The following is a 17,733-nucleotide window of genomic DNA, read 5'->3' on the forward strand; positions in this document are numbered from 1 at the left end:
GTCGGCGATCTCCACTAAGCGCTTCAGGATGAGCTGTTCTCTGCCGCGAGCAGCCGCGAGCGTGATGCGAGAAGGGATGAAACAGCGGTCGAGCGAGGAGCGCGCAGAAGGGAGCGACTTCATCGAATGCCTGGAAGACCTTGCGATCGTGCGACCTGTGGACGACTCCGAAGAACATCTCCTCTGGGACACCGAGCTCCTGAAGCAGGAGCTCGCCCGCGCGAGCCCTGGCCGCGAGTCGGGGCTGATGCGGCTCCTCGCGGCGCGGGTCGCGATGAACAGCTCTTTTCAGTTCTTCGGCCTGCTCGACGCGCACGGTACGAGCTGGGAGTCGAACCATACCTCGACCCGCGGCGCCGGCGTGGAGCGGAGGGAGGTGCACGGCGTGCCCTTCTGGGAGTGCCGCTGGTGGCAGGGCTCGCCGGAGATCCAGGAGCGTCTGAAGGACGCCGTGCGGCGCGCGGCGCGCGGCGAGTTCGTCAGGTACGACGTGGAGGTCCTCGGGGGGAACGAAGGTGAGAAGCGCATCACGATCGATTTCAACCTGAACCCCGTGAAGGATCGGCAGGGCAAGGTGGTCTTCATGATCGCCGAGGGGCGGGACGTCACCGAGCAGCGGCGGCTCGAGCGCGAGGTCGCGCAGCACCGGGACGAGCTCGCGACGCTCGATCGCCTCAAGACGGAGTTCGTGGCCAACGTGAGCCACGAGTTCCGCACCCCGCTCACGCTCATCCTCGGGCGCGTCGAGGACGCGCTGTCGAGCCCGGCGAGGTCGCTCGCGGGCGACGGCCTCGCCGCGGCCCACCGGAGCACGCTCCGACTCCTCCGGCTCGTGAACACGCTGCTCGATTTCTCCCGCATCGAGGCGGGGCGCCTCCAGACGTCGTTCGCGCCCACCGATCTCGCGCGGCTCACGGCGGAGCTCGCGAGCTCCTTCCGCTCGCTGATCGAGGGCGCGGGCCTGTCGCTCGTCGTGGACTGCCCGCCGCTGCCCGAGCCCGTCTACGTCGACGCGGCGCAATGGGAGAAGGTCGTCATGAACCTCCTCTCGAACGCCTTCAAGTTCACGTTCGAGGGGGAGATCGCGGTCTCGCTGCGCGCTCACCCGGACCACGTCGAGCTGACCGTGCGCGACACCGGCACCGGGATCCCCTCGGAGGAGCTCCCGCGCATCTTCGAGCGGTTCCACCGCGTGCACGGCGCGCGCGGCCGGAGCATCGAGGGCACCGGGATCGGGCTCTCCCTCGTCCAGGAGCTCGTCAAGGCGCACGGGGGCTCGCTGCGCGCCTCGAGCACGGTGGGGCAGGGGAGCGCGTTCACCGTGGCGATCCCGAGGGGCCGCGCGCACCTTTCGCCGGAGCGCGTGGTCGCCGCCGGGGAGCCGGCGCCCTCGGCGGCGAGCGCGAGCCTCCACGTGCTCGAGGCGTCCCAGTGGTCTTCACCCCAGTCACCCGGGCGCGAAGGAGCGGCGCCAGCGGGCCCGGAGCCGCGCGCCGACGCCGCGCCCGTGCAGGTCGTCCCGGGCGGCGGAGAGGGCCGGATCCTCGTCGCCGACGACAACGCGGACATGCGGGAGTACCTCGTCCACCTGCTCACGCCGAGGTGGAGCGTGGAGGCGGCCTCGAACGGGCGGGCGGCCCTCGCGGCCGCGCTCGCGCGCCCGCCCGACCTCGTGGTGAGCGACGTGATGATGCCCGAGCTCGACGGCGTGGAGCTCCTCCGGGAGCTCCGCGCGGACCCGAGGACGAGCAGCGTCCCCGTGGTGCTCGTGTCCGCTCGGGCGGGGGAGGACGCCGTCGTCGAGGGCCTCGACACGGGGGCGGACGATTACCTGGTGAAGCCGTTCTCGCCGCGCGAGCTCCTCGCCCGCGTCCGGACGCAGATCGAGATGGCGCGGATGCGGCGGCGCGCCGTCGAGGCCGCGGAGCGGGAGCGCGCGCAGGAGCTGCCCCGCTTCCTGGACGCGGCGAGCGTGGTGCTGGCCGAGTCTCTCGACTATTCCACGACGCTCGCGCGGGTGGCGCAGCTCGCGGTGCCCGTCCTCGCCGACTTCTGCGTCGTCGACGCGCTCGACGAGGAGGACGGCACCTTCCGGCGGGTGGGCGTGGCGCACTCGGACCCTTCGCTCGCAGCCGTGGCCGAGGAGGCGAAGCGCTTCGCGCCCAAGCTCGACGGCAACCCGGAGCACCCGCCGACCAAGGTGCTCCTCGAGCAGAGGTCGGTGCTCGTCGAGCACTTCACGGACGAGCTGATGCGCGCCATCGCGCAGAACGAGGAGCACCTCCGGGTGATACGGACCATCGGGGCGCACTCGTTCATGTGCGTCCCGCTGGCGCGGCGCGGGCGGCTCTTCGGGACGCTGACCTTCATGGTCGTGCGATCCGAGCGCCGGTACAGCCGGGCGGACCTCGCGGCGGCGGAGGAGCTCGGGCGCCGCTGCGCGCTCGCGGTGGACAACGCGCGCCTGTACAGGGACGCGCAGAGCGCGATCGCGCTGCGGGACGAGTTCCTCTCGATCGCCTCCCACGAGCTGAAGACGCCGCTCACCCCGCTCGCGCTGCAGATCCAGACCCTGATGCGCCGCGCGCCCGAGCTGTGCCCCGACAGCGAGCGCCTCCCGTGGCTCATGGACCGGCTCGGGCTCGTTCGCCGGCAGAGCGAGCGGCTGAGGCGGCTCGTCGAGAACCTCCTCGACATCTCCCGCATTTCCGCGGGGCGCCTCGCCCTGGAGCTCGAGCAAGTCCGGCTGTCGGACATCGTCCGGCAGGTGGTGTCTCGCTTCCAGGAGGGCGGCGAGATCGCGGAGGCGGGCTCGCGGGTCACCGTGAGCGCGGCGGACGACGCCGCGGGGAGCTGGGATCGGGTGCGGCTCGAGCAGGTCGTCGAGAACCTCGTCTCGAACGCGCTCAAGTATGGTCAGGGAAACCCGATAGAGATCACCGTCGCCTCGATGGGCTCGATGGCCACGTTGACGATCGCGGACCACGGCATCGGGATCGCGCAGGAGCACATCGGCCGGATCTTCGGGCGGTTCGAGCGCGCCGTGTCGGCGCGGCACTATGGTGGTCTGGGCATGGGGCTCTACATCACGACGCAGGTGGTCGAAGCGCTGGACGGTTCGATCGAGGTGAGCTCTGTCCTGGGAGAGGGCTCGACCTTCAAGGTGACCCTGCCGCTCGCCGGCCCTCGGGCCTCGGGCCGGCAGGGGCTGCCGGGATTCGAGGGCGCCTGAGGCGCCCGGCGCGAGGGGGCCCCGCGGGCCGGCTCGAGGTCGTGACGCCCTGGTCGCTGTCACCCTGCGGAGGGAGCGAGTGCGCATGACGATGAGCCGTCCCAGCAAGCGCATCCTGATCGTCGATGACGACGCCGCGATCCGCCGCACGTTGAGCGAGCTCCTGGAAGAGGAGGGGTATGCGGTCGCCTGCGCCGCGAACGGGCGCGAGGCCCTCGCGTGCCTGCGGGACGACCCCTCGTCCATCGCGCTCGTCCTGCTCGACCTGATGATGCCCGTCATGGATGGGTTCCAGTTTCGCGCCGAGCAGAAGCGCGACCCGACGCTCGCCGCCACGCCTATCGTGGTGATGACCGCGCGCGGCGCGACGGAGCGCGCCGGCATCGACGCGGACGCGATCCTCAGCAAGCCGTTCGACGTGCTGAAGCTGATGGACACCATCGAGCGGAGCTGCCGGAAGGGGTGAGCCGGCGGCGCGCGGCGCCGAGCCGCTCGCGCGAGCGGCGCGATGGCGCGATCGCGCGCCGCAGGCGACCTAGGAGCCCGCCCTCGTGCCGCACATGGTCGAGAGCACCGCGAGCAGCTCCGCCGGCTCGATGGGCTTCGGGACATGGGTGTTGAACCCCGCCCGCAATGCGCGCATGCGATCCTCCGTGCGCGCATAGGCGGTGAGCGCGATCGCCGGGGTCCGCCCCCCGCTCGCCGCCGGGAGCGCGCGGATCTTGCGGATCAGCGCGTAGCCGTCCTCGCCGGGCATCGCGACGTCGGACACGAGCACGTCGGGCTGCAGCGCCTTCACCGCGAGCAGCGCCTCGGCCGCGGACGACACGGCCGTCACGCGCGCGCCGCACTGCTCGAGCATCGTGACGAGGAGCTCGCGCGTGTCGTCCTCGTCCTCGACCACGAGCACGTTCAGCGCCGCGAGCTCCGGCGGGCGGTCGCTCCCGGCGGAGGCGGACGGCAGCGCCGCCAGCCGGCGCCCCCGGTCGTGGCTCGGCGGCGCCGCGAGCGGCAGCTGGACGACGAACGTGGCGCCCCGCCCCTCCCCGTCGCTCAGCGCGTGGGCCGTGCCGCCGTGCATCTCCACGAGGCTCTTCACGATCGTGAGCCCCAGGCCCAGGCCGCCGTGCCTGCGGGTCGTGCCGCTCTCGGCCTGCCGGAACTGCTCGAACACGTAAGGCAAGAACGCGGGCTCGATGCCCTGGCCGGTGTCGGACACGGTGATCTCGGCGGACCCGTCGGCGCGATCGAGCCGGATGCGCACCACGCCGCCCCGCGGCGTGAACTTCACCGCGTTGTTGAGCAGGTTCCAGACGACCTGCTGCAGCCGGCCCGCGTCGCCCGCGACGGCGCCCACGCCGGGCTCGAGGAGCGACAGGAGCCGCACCCCCTTGGCGTCGGCGGCAGGCCGCACGACCTCGAGGGCGGCGTCGATCACCGGCACGAGCTCGATCCGATGGACGTCCAGCCGGAGCTTGCCGGCCATGATGCGCGAGATGTCGAGCAGATCGTCGATGAGCTGCGCCTGCGCCTGGGCGTTGCGCTCCACCGTCTCCAGCGCCTTGTCGCGGCGCTCCTCGGGGAGCTTGCCGGTGCGCAGCATCCGGACCCAGCCGAGGACCGCCGTGAGCGGCGTGCGGAGCTCGTGGCTCATCGTCGCCAGGAACTCGTCCTTCAGGTGGCTCGCGGCCTCGGCCTCCTGCCGCGCGGACTCCGCCGCGGCGAGCAGGCCTTGCCGCTCCTCCTCCGCCCGCTTCCGCGCGGTGATGTCGAAGAACGAGGAGACGACGCCGGCGACCGAGCCGTCGGTGCCGCGGAGCGGCTGCGCGTTCACCGAGAGCCACAGGACCGAGCCGTCCGGCCGCTCCAGCCCGAGCAGGACGCCCGACTGGGGCGCGCCGGTCCGGAGCGCGATCTGCGAGGGGACCATCTCGAGAGGGAACGGCGAGCCGTCCTCGCGGACGAGCCTGCACGACGGGCCCATCATCGTGGACCCGACGAGCTGGGCCATGGGCAGGCCCAGGATCCGCTCGGCGCTCGCGTTCGCGGTGCGGATGACGCCGCGCTCGTCCTGGAGCGTGATGCCCTCCTCGAGCGCGCTGATGATCACGCGATAGCGCTCCTCGCTGTCCCGGAGCGCCCGCTCCGCCTCGATCGCGTCGGTCTCGTCGCGGGTGATCAGAACCGCGCCCGCGGGCGAGCCGTCGGCGTGCCTGAGCGGCGATGCCGTCCCGGAGAGGGCGCGGATCGAGCCGTCCGGGCGGGTGACGAGCCAGCGCGCGTTCTCGACCTTCTCGCCCCGGAGCGCGCGGTGGAGCGGGTCCTCGTCGGGGCGCAGCGGCCGGCCGTCCAGCGCGAGCAGCCCGCGGTTCCGGAGCGACTCGAGCGCGTCGCGCGCGTCGCGCTCGTACACGCCGTGCTGCCGCTGGGCCTCGCCGTTGCAGATGCGGAGCGCCCCGCACGCGTCCGCGGCCATGATGCCGTCGCCGCTCTGCTCGATGAGCGCCCGCAGCAGATCGCGCTCCACCGCCGCGATCCGCTCGGCCCGCTCGGCCCGCTCGCGGAGCCGCTTCGAGCGAAGGAGCGCACCGACGCGCGCCGACAGCGCGGCCGCCGGGCAGGGCTTGACCACGTAGTCGTCGGCGCCCGCGGTGAGCCCCTCGACGAGGTCCTCCTCCTGCCCGGCCACGGTCAGGATGAGGATCGGGAGCCCGACCGTGGCGGCGCGCGACCGCAAGAGGCCACAGATCTCGGTGCCGGACATGCCCGGCATCACCTGATCGAGCACGAGGACATCCGGCACATCGCCCCCCGCCACGCGCTCGAGCATCGCGGCGGCGTCCGTGAAGACCTGGGCCTCGTACCCCGGCGCGAGGGCGCGCGCGGCCATCTCGGCCTCCAGCAACGAATCGTCGAGGATCCACACCGCCCCGCGCTGCGCGTGCTCGCTCGGCGGAGGCTCCAGGCTCCCCTCCCGGACGCCTCGCCCCGCGGCCGGCGCCGGGCGCCGGGGCGGGCCGTTCGCATCGCGCGCGGCGTCGGCGAGCGCGAAGTCCATCGTCATTGGCCGATTCATGGTTCTCCAGGAGCAGCAGGGGCCGTGAGGCATATCGCCACAGGGGAGCGCCTCTCGGGGCGGGACGGGGCGCGGAGACCCGTTGGTCCCGCAAGCATCTTTACCGCCCAGTCTCATCTGAGGGAGAGCCCTCGACGATGCAAGCCTAATACGATGAAAGGCGCCCTGTTGCCCTCTTCTGCCTGTCTGCGTCGGTTGCTTCCGGTCGCGTCTGGCGCGTCAGGTCGCTTCTGGTCATCGCGCCACGCATCATCCAGCGCTCGCCGGGTTCCATCGACGTCTGTCATGGCGATGGCGTTCGCGCCCGCCGACGTCGCTGGCGCACTGGCGTTCCTCGACGTGCGGGCAGCGCCTGGACGCTCGAGCGTGGCATCCGCGGTTCGGGACGTGTCTGACGGGAGTTCCCTGATTCTGGCAAGGACGCACAAGCGCGATTGACACCCCGCATTCGGAAAGGCTATTCCCTCGATCGAGCACCGCTGTGGCAGAGATCCTCGTCGTCGATGACAGCCGGGTGATGCGCGAGATGGTGGTGGCCTGCCTGCGTGCAGAGCAGCACGGGTTCGCGCACGCGGCGAGCGGGCTCGAGGCGATTGAGACGCTCTCGCTCAGGCCGTTCGATCTCGTGGTGCTCGACCTGAATATGCCCGATATCGGGGGACTCGAGGTGATCGAGTTCATCCGGGGTCAAGACAGGCTGCGGAGCCTGCCGATCCTGGTGGTGACGACCCGGGGTGATGAGGAGTCCCGCGCCCGCACGCTCGCCGCGGGGGCGTCGGAGTTCATGACGAAGCCCTTCACTCCCGACGCCATCCTGGCCAGCGTGCGCGCGCTCCTGCAGGACAGCGGCGCCAGCGCCGGATGATCGGATGGGCGGGGCGCTCGATGTGAACGAGTTCGTGGCCGGCTACCTCGTCGAGGTGGAAGAGCACCTCTCGGCGTCGACGGCCAACCTCCTCGCCGTCGAGGCGGCCCTCCGCGGCGGCGAGTCGAACCCCAAGGCGATCCGGGAGCTCTTCCGCGCTCTTCACACCATCAAGGGCCTCTCCGCCATGGTCGGCGTGGAGCCGATTGTGGATCTCGCCCACGCGATGGAGACCGTGCTCCGGGCGGCGGACCGGTCGGCCGGGAGCCTCTCCGCCTCGTCGATCGAGGTGCTGCTCCGCGGGCTCCGGTCCATCGAGGAGCGGGCGCGGGCCCTCGCCGAGGGCAAGCCGGTGCTGCCGGCGGCGCCCGAGCTCCTCGCCGCGCTCACCGCGCTCGATCTCGCCGCCGCGCCGTCGCCGCCCGTGCCGATCATCGGCGCCGATCCCGAGATCCTCGCGAAGCTCGGGCCCGGCGAGCGGGTGCAGCTCGCGCAGGGCGTGGCCGGCGGGCGGCGCGCGCTGCGGGTCGACTTCGTCCCCTCGCCGGCGCGCACCGCCGAGGGGGTGAACATCACGACCGTCCGCGAGCGCGTCGGCAAGCTCGCCGAGATCGTCAAGGTCATCCCGCTCTCGGTGCCGGCCAGCGATGGCGCGCCGGGCGGCATCGCCTTCGCGCTCCTCGTCCTCACGAGCGCGCCCGACGAGGAGGTCGCGCGCGCGGCGGCGGCGGATGGCGCCCGCGCGCTCACCGTGGAGCCCCCCGTCCCGCCGGCCGTGGCGGCGCTGGCGGAGCGCGAGCCGGACGAGCCGGCGGACCGGGAGCCTCAGCTCCGAGGCGTCGTCCGCGTCGAGGTGGCGCGCCTCGACGACGCGCTCGACAAGCTGTCGGCGCTGGTCGTGACGCGGTTCCGGCTCGCTCGGGCGGCCGCCGAGCTGCGCGCCCGCGGGGTCGACATCCGCGATCTGTCGGAGATCCTGCGCGAGCACGACCGGACGCTGCGCGACCTCCGCGGCGCCATCATGCGCGCGCGCATGATCTCCGTGGCGGAGCTCCTCGAGCGCGTGCCGCTCGTCGTCCGCGGCCTCGGTCGCGCCACCGGCAAGCAGGTCCGGCTCGAGATCGACGCCGGCAAGGCCGAGCTCGACAAGGCGGTCGCGGAGCGGGTCTTCCCTGCGATCGTGCACCTGCTCCGCAACGCCGTCGATCACGCGATCGAGCCGCCCGCCGAGCGGCGGCGCCTCGGCAAGCCCGAGGAGGGCGTCGTCCGGGTCTCCTGCTTCGAGCGCTCCAGCAATCAGCTCGAGCTCAGCGTCGCCGACGACGGCCGCGGCATCGATCGCGCGCTGGTCGCGAGGCGGGCCGGCCGCCCCGCGCCCGAGAGCGACGCGGCGCTGCTCGACCTCATCACGCTCCCCGGGCTGTCGACGCTCGACCAGGCGACGAAGACCAGCGGCCGCGGGCTCGGGATGGACATCGTGCGCCGCATCGCCGTGGAGCAGCTCAGCGGGGAGCTCTCGGTGAGCACGTCCCCCCGCGCCGGCACCACCTTCACCCTCCGGATCCCGCTCACGTTGACCATCGTGGACGCCTTCTCCTTCCTGTGTGGTGATCAGCTGTTCGTGACGCCCATCGCGGGCGTCGAGGAGGTCGTGGAGATCGACGCCGCGCGCGTCCTCCGCGGCCCAGCGCCGGGCGAAGCGCGGGGCGGGGCGATGTTGCCAGCGCCGGGCGAAGCGCGGGGCGGGACCATGTTGCCAGCGCCGGGCGAAGCACGGGGCGGGACCCTGTTGATCGAGCGCCGCGGCGAGGTCGTGCCCCTCGTCGATCTCGGCGCCCTCTTCGAGCTCGGGGCCTCGCCGGCGCGCAGGGCGCTCGTCGTCCGCCGCCACGGCGCGCCCTTCGCGTTCGGCGTGACCCGCGTGATCGGCCAGCAGGAGGTGGTCGTGCGGCCTCTCGAGGACCCGCTCGTCCGGGTGCCGGGCGTGTCCGGCGCGACGGATCTCGGCGACGGGCGCCCCACGCTCGTGCTCGACCTCGTGACCCTCAGCGGCAGGCTCTCCGCTGGCCGCGGCGGCCGCGGCGCGCTCGCCCGGGCGGCCTCGTGAGCGATCTGCACGTGGTCCTGAAGGTGGCGGACACCGAGTACGTCATCTCGGCGGCGGACGTGCTCCACATGGAGTCGTTCGCCGGGGCGACCCGGGTGCCGGGGGCGCGATCGTACGTCGGCGGCCTGGTGCAGATCCGGGGCCGCGTGGTCCCGGTCGTGGATCTGCGCGTCCGCTTCGGGCTCCCGAGCGCGGAGCCGACGCTGGACTCGCGCGTCATCGTCGTTCAGCGCGGCGGCCGCACCGTGGGCCTCCTCGTGGACAGCGCGCGCGAGGTGGTCAACATCGCCGAGGGCGAGCTGAGGCCGCCCCCCGAGGTCATGGCGGAGGAGAGCGCCGGGTTCGTCAGGGCCGTCGCGAAGCTCGGGGAGCGCCTCGTGATGCTCGTCGACGTCGGCAGGATCATCGGTGAGGAGCAGGATCATGGCATCTGATGCAATCGCGGACATCGACGGCGCGCTCGCGCGGGCGGAGCAGACCGAGCGCGCGCTCCGCCAGGCGGTCGCGACCGTCGCCGGCGTCGAGCAGGCGGCCGCGCGGCTCGCCGCCCTCGGCGCCGAGCAGGCCGCGGCCGGCAGGGAGCAGGGGGCCATGGCGGTGGCGCTCGCGGGCGAGATCGAGGAGGCCGGGTCGACCGCGCAGGGGCTCGCCCGCACCGGGCAGCGGGTGGGCGACGTCGTCATCGACGTCGTGAGGGCGACCGAGGGCATGGCGAGCGGCATCGGCGCGCTCGCCCCCGCGCTCGCCAGCGTGAAGGGCGACGCCGAGACGCTCGCCACCTCGGCGGACACGACCGCGGCGGCGCTCGAGGAGATCGCCCGCTCGGTGAAGGCGGTGAGCACCAGCGCCGAGGAGCTCGCGTCCTCCAGCGAGGAGCTCCTCGGGTCGGTCTCCGTGACGAGCGGATCCGCCGACGAGGCGGCGGCCCGCGGCGAGAGCAACGCCGCGGCCATCGAGGAGATCGGGGCCACGATCGAGGAGATGTCGAAGGGCGTCGCGCGCCTGTCGACCGACGCCAAGGGGGTCGGGGCGCAGATCTCGACCATGGCCGGGACCGTCGCGGGCGTGAGCGGCTCGCTCGATCGCGTCGCGAAGGACGCGACCGAGATGGCGAGCGCGGTCGAGGAGACCGCGGCGACCGCCGAGCAGATGGCGCGGTCGATCCGCGGGGTGGCCGAGAGCGCGAGGGCGCTCGACTCGAGCGCGTCGACGACCGCGAGCACGATCACGGAGATCGCGAGCTCGGTCGAGGAGGTCGCGGCCACCGCCGAGAAGAACGCCGCGACCATCGAGGCGAACGCGGTCGCCGCCGAGCAGCTCGCGCGGACCGCGCAGCAGGTCGCGCAGAGCGCCGAGCAGATCAGCGGGCTCGCGGCCGGCAACGCCGCCACGTCGTCGCAGGTCGAGGCCTCGACGCGGCGGATCGTCGCCATCGTCGAGACCGCGCGCGCGACCGCCGAGCAGGGGATCGCGACCGCGCGCCAGGGCGCCGCGACGGTCGGCAGGTCCATCGCCGGGCTCGGGAGCATCCGGCAGGCGATGGCCGACTCCGCGTCGGTCATGAAGGAGATGGGCAAGCGGGCGGAGGAGATCGGCGACATCGTCCAGACGATCAACCTGATCGCCGACCGCACGAACCTCCTCTCGCTCAACGCCAGCATCGAGGCCGCGCGCGCGGGGGAGCACGGCCGCGGCTTCGCCGTCGTCGCCGAGGAGATCCGCAACCTCGCCGATCGGGCCGCCGTCTCGAGCGCCGAGATCGCCAAGATCGTCCGCGCGCTCCAGGCGAGCGCCCGGGAGGCGGTGGCCGCCTCGAGCGAGGGCGTGAAGGTCGCGGACGAGGGGACCCGGCTCGCGAGCGACGCCGATCGGGCGCTCGCGTCCATCCTCCAGGGGGTCGAGGAGCTCGGCCGCTCGATCCGCGACATCGACCGGGCGAACGCGGAGCAGGTGCAGGCGGTGGCCTCCCTGACCCAGACGGCGTCGCGCATGAGCGACGAGGGCAGGGCGGTCGCGCGCTCCGCGGCCGAGCAGACCAAGGCGATCCAGTCGCTCGCGCAGGGCAGCGCGGAGATGCGGCGCATGGCGCGGCAGACGAAGGACGCGACCGCCGAGCAGGCGCGCGCGCTGCGGGACGCCGTGAAGGCCAACGCGCAGCTCACGTCCACCGCCGAGCGGGTGTCGCGGGCGATGGACGAGCAGGCGACGGGGGCGTTGCAGCTCGCCAAGGTCGCCGCGCAGATGCGCGCGCTGACCCAGCAAACCAGCGCCGCGATGGTCGAGCAGACCCGCGCCCTGGCCGGGATCTCCGCGCTCACGCAGGAGGTCTCGGGCGCGTCGCAGCGCATGGTCGCCGGCCTCGCGGAGCAGGCGGGCGGCGCGAGCGAGATCGCGCGCGCCATGGACGACATCCGGCGGCTGTCGGTCCAGTCGGCGCGGGGAACCGGCGAGCAGGCGCGGGCGGCGAAGCAGCTGGAGGCGTCCGCCCGCCAGGTCGCGCGGCTCGCGGCGGCGGTGACCGCCGCCACGGCGGACCAGGGCAAGGCGACGGCGTCCCTGGCGAAGGAGGGGGATTCCGTGCGCCGGATCGCCAGGCAGACGGCGCGGGCCGTGGCCGATCAGGCGGAGGCGATCGCGGCCCTCGCGTCGGGCGCGAACCGGCACACGTCGTCGCTCCAGGCCGCCGAGAAGGGGGCCCTCGAGCTCTCGACCCGGAGCGAGCAGCACGCCGCCTCGCTCTCGCGGCTGCGCGACCCGGTCCGGGAGCTGCTCGCCTCCACGGCCAGGCACGCGAGGGACACCGGCGCGATCGCGAGCGACGCAGGCCAGGTGCTCGAGCAGCTCGGCAGGATCCGGCTGGCGAGCGCGGAGCACGCGGACGCGGTCGCGGGCGTCGTCGCGACGGTCGCGCACGCCGTCGCCCACATCAAGGTGAACGGGACGCAGCACCCCACGCCGCCGGAGACGCCATGATCGCTCGTCGACCCGCGCCCGCGCTCGCCGTCTCGGACGCGGAGCGGCAGCGCGTCGAGCAGGTCGAGCGGCTCGCCGCCTCGGGGCCTCCGGGGGCGCCTGGGCTCATCGAGATGCTCGCGGATCCGAGCTGGACCGTGCGGCGGGCGGTCGTCGCGTCGCTCGCCGCGCTCGGCGACGCGGCGGTCCACCCCCTCTGCGCGTGCCTCTCCGCCCGGCGCGACAGCGAGGCGCGCCTCGCCGCCACGGTCGACGCGCTCGTCGCGTCGCTGGGCGACGTCGACGCCGCCGTGCTCGCGCTGACGCTGGATCCTCGCCCCGCGCTCGTCGCCGACGCGGCGCAGATCCTCGGCCGCCGCGGCAGCGCGAAGGCCGTCCCCCGGCTCGCGGAGCTCACGTCGCACCCCGACGACAACGTCGCGGTCGCCGCGATCGAGGCGCTCGGCCGGGTCGGCGGCAGGTCCGCTGTCGACTCGCTCGTGGACGCCGTCTCGAGCGGAAATTTCTTCCGTGTCTTCCCGGCGATCGACGTGCTGGGGCGGAGCGGCGACCCGCGCGCGACCGGCCCGCTGGCGGTCCTCCTCGAGGATCCGCGCTACCTGCTCGAGGCGGCGCGGGCGCTCGGCCGCACCGGCAGCCGCGGCGCCGTGGCGCCGCTGGTGCGCCTCCTCGGGCGGCCGAGCGACGGCGTCGTGCGTGTCGCCGCGGCGGCGCTCGCCGAGCTGCGCGAGCGGTACCGCGAGCGCTACGGGACGGTCGCGCCGATCGACGAGGCACTCCGGAGCGAGGCCCCGGCGCCCGGCGTGGCGCGGCGGCTCTCCCAGAGCCTCGCGGGCGCGGATCCGGCCGAGCAGGCCGCCCTCTGCAGCGTGCTCGGCGCGATCGGTGGCGACGAGGCGCTGCTCGAGCTGACGCGCCTGCTCGACGCCGATCCTCCCGTCGCGAGCGCCGCCGCGGAGGCGCTCGGCCAGCTGTCGCGGAGCGCGGACCCCCGGGTGCTCGCGGCGCTGCGCGACGGCGACAGCGCGCGCAGGCTCCTGCTCCTGCCGCTCGTCCGGGGCACCGCGGCCGCGGGCGACGTGGAGCGCTGCCTCGCCGATCCGGACGCGGAGGTCCGCGCCGCGGCGTGCGACGCGCTCGCGCGCATCGCGGAGCCCGGCTCGGCGCGCGCGCTGTTCCAGGTCCTCGACGACCCGAGCCCCCGCGTGGTCCACGCCGCGACGACCGCGATCCAGGGCCTCGGCGGCCCGGAGGTCGAGGCCCTCGCGCTCGCCGCGGCCCGCGACGGGGCCCCGGCCGCGCGGAGGACGGCCCTCCGGATCCTCGGGCACCTCGCGCCTCCGTCGGCGCTGCCGGTCTTCCTCGACAGCCTCGGCGACCCCGACGCGCGGGCGCGCGAGCAGGCGATCCATGGCCTCGCGTGCCTCGCGGCGCCGGCGGCGCTCGACGCGCTCGTCGCGGTCGCGGCCGATCCCGCGGCGCGGATCCGGGCCGTGGCGATGCGGGCGCTCGGGCAGTCGCGCCGGGATCCCCGCGTGATCGACGCGCTCCTCGCGGGGCTCGGCGACGGCGACGCGTGGGTCCGGTACTACGCCTGCCAGTCGCTGGGAAAGCTCGGGTGGGAGGCGGCGGCAGGGGTCATCGCCGAGCGGCTCCGGGACGAGAGCGGCCAGGTGCGCGTGGCGGCGATCGAGGCGCTGTCGGGGATCAAGGGCGATCTCGCGCTCGCGGCGCTGGAGCAGGCGGCCCGGGACGGCGACACGGACATGCGGCGGTCGGCGCTGATCGGGCTCGGCATCGCGGGGCGGGAGGCGTCGCTGCCGACGTTGCTCGACGCGCTCTCGTCCCCGGACGTGGCGACCCGGCTGGTCGCGGTCTCGGCCGTCTCCGGCTTCTCGTCACCCGAGGTCCTGCCTGCCCTCGTGCGGGCAGCGGGCGACCCCGACGAGAGCGTGCGGGCGGCCGCGACCAGCTTCATCGCGGGGCGGCCCGGCGCCGAGGCGACGAGGGCCCTGGTCGCGCTGCTCGTCGCGTCGCGGGCGCAGGGCCCGCTGCTCGCCGCGCTCTCGACGCCCGTGCCGGGCCGCATCGAGGGCATCCTCGACGCGCTGGGGACGGCGGACGACGAGCTCTCGCCGCTCCTGACCGCGGCGCTCGCGCGGATGCGGCTCCCCGGGGCGCACGCCGCGCTCCTCGAGGCGCTCCGGATGCCGCGCGCGCCGGCGCGGAAGGCGGCCGCCACGACGCTCGCCGCGGTGGCCACCCGCGAGGGCTTCGCGGCGGTCGAGCGCGCCGCGCGGACCGATCCAGATCCCGAGGTGCGGCGCGTGTCCGCGTCCGTCCTCGCGCAGTGGGCCTGATCCCGTGGGCATGACGAGCCGCCTCCCCATCTCTCCGCAGGTCTTCGCGATCTTCAGCGCGCTCGTCGCCGAGAAGATCGGCTTCCACTACGACGCGGCCGATCGCGAGCTGCTCGGCGACAAGCTGTCGGCGCGCGCCCTCGACGCCGGCTTCGACTCGCTGCTCGATTACTACTACTTCCTCCGCTACGACCCGGGGGGCGCGGCCGAGATGGACGCGCTGATCGACGGGCTGGTCGTGGGCGAGACGTACCTCTTCCGCGAGCTCGCGCAGCTCGAGCTCGCGGTCTCGGAGTTCGTCGCGCCGCGCGTGGCGGCGGGCGGCCGGCCGCGGATCTGGTCGGCGGCCTGCTCGAGCGGCGAGGAGCCGTTCACGCTCGCGATGCTCCTGGCCGAGCGGGGCCTGCTCGACAAGGTCGAGATCATCGCGAGCGACATCAGCGCGCGGGCGCTCTCGCGGGCTCAGGCCGGCGTTCTCGGGCCCCGCTCGCTCCGGAGCAACGCCCCGCCGCCTCCGTTCGCCGAGCGGTGGCTGCAGGTGACGCCCGATCGCGTCGTCGTGAGCGCCGAGCTGCGGCGGGCGATCGACTGGCGGCGGATCAACCTGCTCGACGCGTCGCATGTCGCGTCGCTCGGGCAGCTCGACGTCGTGATCTGCCGCAACGTGCTCATCTATTTCCACGACAACACGGCGCGGTGGGTGGTCAAGAACCTCTCGGGGGCGCTCTCCGCGGGCGGGATCCTCCTGGTCGGGGTCTCCGAGTCGCTCTTCAGGCTCGGCACCGCGCTCGCCTGCGAGGAGCGGGGCGGCGTGTTCCTGTACCGGAACGCGGAGCCATGAGGCGCCCCCCGGTCCGCGTGCTCGTGGTCGACGACTCCGCCTTCGTGCGCAAGGTGCTGCGGCAGGTCCTCGGCGCGAGCTCCTCGATCGAGGTCGTCGACACGGCCATGGACGGCTTCGACGCGCTGGAGAAGATCGCGCGCTACAAGCCGGATGTCGTCACGCTGGATCTCGTGATGCCGAACCTCGACGGCCTCGGCGTGCTCGCGTCGTTGCCGCGCGAGGGCGCGCCGCGGGTGATCGTCGTCAGCAGCGCCGACGCGGACAGCGATCTCGGCGTCAGGGCGCTCCAGGAAGGCGCGACCGATCTCGTCGAGAAGCCGACGGCGCTCGCGACCGATCGCCTCTTCGGCCTCGCGGACGAGCTGGTCCGCAAGGTGCTCGCCGCCGCCGAGGCGAAGGTCCACCGCGTGGAGCCGCCGTCCGCGCCGCCGCCCGCGCCTTTCGCTATCCCGGCGCTGTCGCGCACGCGGCTCGTCGTGATCGGCGCCTCGACCGGCGGCCCGCTGGCGCTGACGCGGCTCCTCGCGGCGATGCCCGCCGGGTTCCCGGCCCCCATCGTCGTCGCGCTGCACATCCCTCCTGGCTACACGGAATCGCTGGCGCGCCGCCTCGACGACGGGAGCGCGCTCTCGATCGTCGAGGCGTCGGACGATCTCCCGCTCCGGCCCGGGCTCGTGGTCATCGCGCGCGGGGGGACGCACATCGAGGTCCGGCGCAACCTGGCGCGCGCCAGCGTCTGCTTCCCGGCGACGGCCGGCGCGTCCCTCTATTGCCCGTCCGTGGATCTGCTCTTCGCGAGCGCCGCGGCCGAGTTCGGGCCCGGCGTCCTCGGGGTCGTGCTCACGGGCATGGGGGACGACGGCCTGGAGGGCTCCCGGGCGATCCGCGCGGCGGGCGGGAAGGTCCTCGCGGAGGCCGAGTCGTCCTGCGTCGTTTACGGCATGCCCCGCCGCGTGCTGGAGGCCGGGCTCGCCGCGGCCGCGGTGCCTCTCGATCAGATGCCTGCGGCCATCCTGCGGCATCTTTGATATCGCACGTCGCACCTCGCGCGCTGCGCCTCGTCAAAGCGGCCAGTAGACCACCTTCCCCTCGATCTCCTGGAACGTCGCCGCGTTGCCGTCCTGGGAGACGATGAAGGCGATCCGCTCCGGGTACCCCGCGACGAACGCCGCGGCCGCGCGGTGGCGGGTGCCGCGCGCGTCGAGGCTCAGGCTCGCGTCCATCCGCTGGTCGGGGGTTGCGGCGAAGACCTCGGAGATGATCGCCCTCGGAGGCGGCAGCTTCGCGCCGAACGCGAGCACGTCGAGGGCGTGGCTCATCACGACCGCGCCGTCGACGGTCGTCAGCCGCACGATGAGCTCGAGCAGCCGGCTGACGCGCTCGGATCTCTGCAGCGCGTGCTCCGAGTCGCGCGGCGCTGGCCTCCCCCTGGACGGCGGGCATGGCCCGTCCGGCAGGTGGGTCTCGTGCGCGCCGGCGAGGTCGAGGATGGCCGAGCCGAGGCACAGGGCAGGGGCCAGCCGCTTGACCTCGGTGTCGAGCTGATTGCCCTCTTCCCCGAAGAGCTGCGGCAGGCCCTCGCCCGGCCCCAGAACGACGAGGAGCCCGCCGCGACCGAGCTCGACCATCCCCTCGACGATGCGCAGCAGATAGCCGCGCACGTTGCGGGCGAGCGCGCTCGCCTGGTCCCGCGCGACGGTCCGCTCGATGGAGTCGAGCAGCGGCCGGTTCTTGGGCATCCACGTCCGCACGGCGCCGCGCTCGTAACGGACGACCTCCCATTCGCCGCGGTACACGGCCACGACGCCTGGCTTCGGGGCGACGACGCGCACGAGCTGATCGAGCGCGAACGACGGCCGGCCGTGCGGCACCGCGATGCCGGCGACGGCGAGCGACCCATCGAGCGGCACCACGGCCAGGAAGGCGCGCGGCCACGCGCTCGCCGGGCCCAGGTTGGCCAGGTGCTCCGCGTCGAACGCCACCGGGGACCCGAACCGCACGAGATCCCACGCGGGCTCTCCGGACTCGAACTCGGCGAGGCGCTCGGCGAACACGACGCCGATCGGGTTGAGCCGCCCCTCCTCCGTCGCCATGGAGGCGAAGAACAGCGTCTCGATCAGCTGCGTCAGGATCGCGGCGAAGGAGGGCGGCGCCTCGTCGGCGGCGACGCGGGCGCCCGGAGCCAGCTTCTGCGCCGCGAGCGGGGGCTGCCCTTGCAGCTCGAGGAAAGCCGCGGTGACGTCCGCCGGATACTTGGGGCGCATGAGCTCGCTCTA

11 protein-coding genes are annotated in these 17,733 nt (G+C 74.0%); 9 read left to right on the plus strand and 2 right to left on the minus strand.

Annotated features, from left to right (window positions below):
- Positions 1 to 76: 76 nt before the first annotated feature.
- Both WMF34_RS13795 and WMF34_RS13800 read left to right on the plus strand, forming a co-directional pair.
- Positions 77 to 3,232, plus strand: a complete 3,156-nt coding sequence (locus tag WMF34_RS13795) for an ATP-binding protein (RefSeq protein WP_012235285.1) — start codon at positions 77 to 79, stop codon at positions 3,230 to 3,232.
- 85 nt (positions 3,233 to 3,317) lie between these two features.
- On the plus strand, positions 3,318 to 3,698 hold the full coding sequence (locus tag WMF34_RS13800; protein WP_012235286.1) for a response regulator: 381 nt from the start codon (positions 3,318 to 3,320) through the stop codon (positions 3,696 to 3,698).
- Positions 3,699 to 3,767: 69 nt separating this feature from the next.
- Here the strand turns inward: WMF34_RS13800 and WMF34_RS13805 are convergent, their stop codons facing one another.
- Positions 3,768 to 6,296, minus strand: a complete 2,529-nt coding sequence (locus WMF34_RS13805) for a hybrid sensor histidine kinase/response regulator (protein WP_437993558.1) — start codon at positions 6,294 to 6,296, stop codon at positions 3,768 to 3,770.
- A 493-nt stretch (positions 6,297 to 6,789) separates the two neighbouring features.
- Here WMF34_RS13805 and WMF34_RS13810 point away from each other — a divergent pair, with 493 nt between their 5' ends.
- From WMF34_RS13810 to cheB, 7 genes are read left to right on the plus strand one after another with little or no spacing between them, the layout of a single operon-like run.
- A complete protein-coding gene (locus tag WMF34_RS13810; protein ID WP_044964815.1) occupies positions 6,790 to 7,173 on the plus strand; it encodes a response regulator transcription factor in 384 nt (127 codons plus the stop codon).
- A 4-nt stretch (positions 7,174 to 7,177) separates the two neighbouring features.
- Entirely contained in the window at positions 7,178 to 9,280 is a 2,103-nt protein-coding gene (locus tag WMF34_RS13815; protein WP_437993559.1) for a chemotaxis protein CheA, read from the plus strand.
- Positions 9,277 to 9,714: a chemotaxis protein CheW gene (locus WMF34_RS13820; RefSeq protein ID WP_012235290.1), complete on the plus strand. Its 438-nt coding sequence runs from the start codon at positions 9,277 to 9,279 to the stop codon at positions 9,712 to 9,714. The genes WMF34_RS13815 and WMF34_RS13820 overlap by 4 nt, the downstream gene beginning before the upstream one ends.
- Complete coding sequence (locus tag WMF34_RS13825) at positions 9,704 to 12,253, plus strand: methyl-accepting chemotaxis protein (RefSeq protein ID WP_437993560.1); 2,550 nt, start codon at positions 9,704 to 9,706, stop codon at positions 12,251 to 12,253. The genes WMF34_RS13820 and WMF34_RS13825 overlap by 11 nt, the downstream gene beginning before the upstream one ends.
- The gene (locus tag WMF34_RS13830) at positions 12,250 to 14,613 is read left to right on the plus strand and encodes a HEAT repeat domain-containing protein (RefSeq protein WP_437993561.1); all 2,364 of its coding nucleotides are present in this window, start codon (positions 12,250 to 12,252) and stop codon (positions 14,611 to 14,613) included. Before WMF34_RS13825 ends, WMF34_RS13830 begins: the two co-directional genes overlap by 4 nt.
- Positions 14,614 to 14,623: 10 nt before the next feature.
- Entirely contained in the window at positions 14,624 to 15,454 is an 831-nt protein-coding gene (locus tag WMF34_RS13835; RefSeq protein WP_437993562.1) for a CheR family methyltransferase, read from the plus strand.
- Positions 15,451 to 16,485: a chemotaxis-specific protein-glutamate methyltransferase CheB gene (gene cheB, locus WMF34_RS13840; protein WP_012235294.1), complete on the plus strand. Its 1,035-nt coding sequence runs from the start codon at positions 15,451 to 15,453 to the stop codon at positions 16,483 to 16,485. Before WMF34_RS13835 ends, cheB begins: the two co-directional genes overlap by 4 nt.
- Before the next feature lie 33 nt (positions 16,486 to 16,518).
- Here cheB and WMF34_RS13845 read toward each other — a convergent pair whose 3' ends face one another.
- Entirely contained in the window at positions 16,519 to 17,721 is a 1,203-nt protein-coding gene (locus tag WMF34_RS13845) for a putative sensor domain DACNV-containing protein (RefSeq protein WP_012235295.1), read from the minus strand.
- Between the last annotated feature and the right edge of the window lie 12 nt (positions 17,722 to 17,733).

The sequence above is a fragment of the Sorangium sp. So ce145 genome (assembly GCF_051525985.1).
Classification (GTDB): Bacteria; Myxococcota_A; Polyangia; order Polyangiales; family Polyangiaceae; genus Sorangium; species Sorangium cellulosum_B.

Coding starts and splice junctions, on each gene's coding strand:
- WMF34_RS13800 (WP_012235286.1), top strand. CDS start 3,318: ATGACGATGAGCCGTCCCAGCAAGCGCATCCTGATCGTCGATGACGAC.
- cheB (WP_012235294.1), top strand. CDS start 15,451: ATGAGGCGCCCCCCGGTCCGCGTGCTCGTGGTCGACGACTCCGCCTTC.
- WMF34_RS13805 (WP_437993558.1), bottom strand. CDS start 6,296: ATGACGATGGACTTCGCGCTCGCCGACGCCGCGCGCGATGCGAACGGC.
- WMF34_RS13845 (WP_012235295.1), bottom strand. CDS start 17,721: ATGCGCCCCAAGTATCCGGCGGACGTCACCGCGGCTTTCCTCGAGCTG.
- WMF34_RS13830 (WP_437993561.1), top strand. CDS start 12,250: ATGATCGCTCGTCGACCCGCGCCCGCGCTCGCCGTCTCGGACGCGGAG.
- WMF34_RS13815 (WP_437993559.1), top strand. CDS start 7,178: ATGGGCGGGGCGCTCGATGTGAACGAGTTCGTGGCCGGCTACCTCGTC.
- WMF34_RS13835 (WP_437993562.1), top strand. CDS start 14,624: ATGACGAGCCGCCTCCCCATCTCTCCGCAGGTCTTCGCGATCTTCAGC.
- WMF34_RS13825 (WP_437993560.1), top strand. CDS start 9,704: ATGGCATCTGATGCAATCGCGGACATCGACGGCGCGCTCGCGCGGGCG.
- WMF34_RS13795 (WP_012235285.1), top strand. CDS start 77: ATGAAACAGCGGTCGAGCGAGGAGCGCGCAGAAGGGAGCGACTTCATC.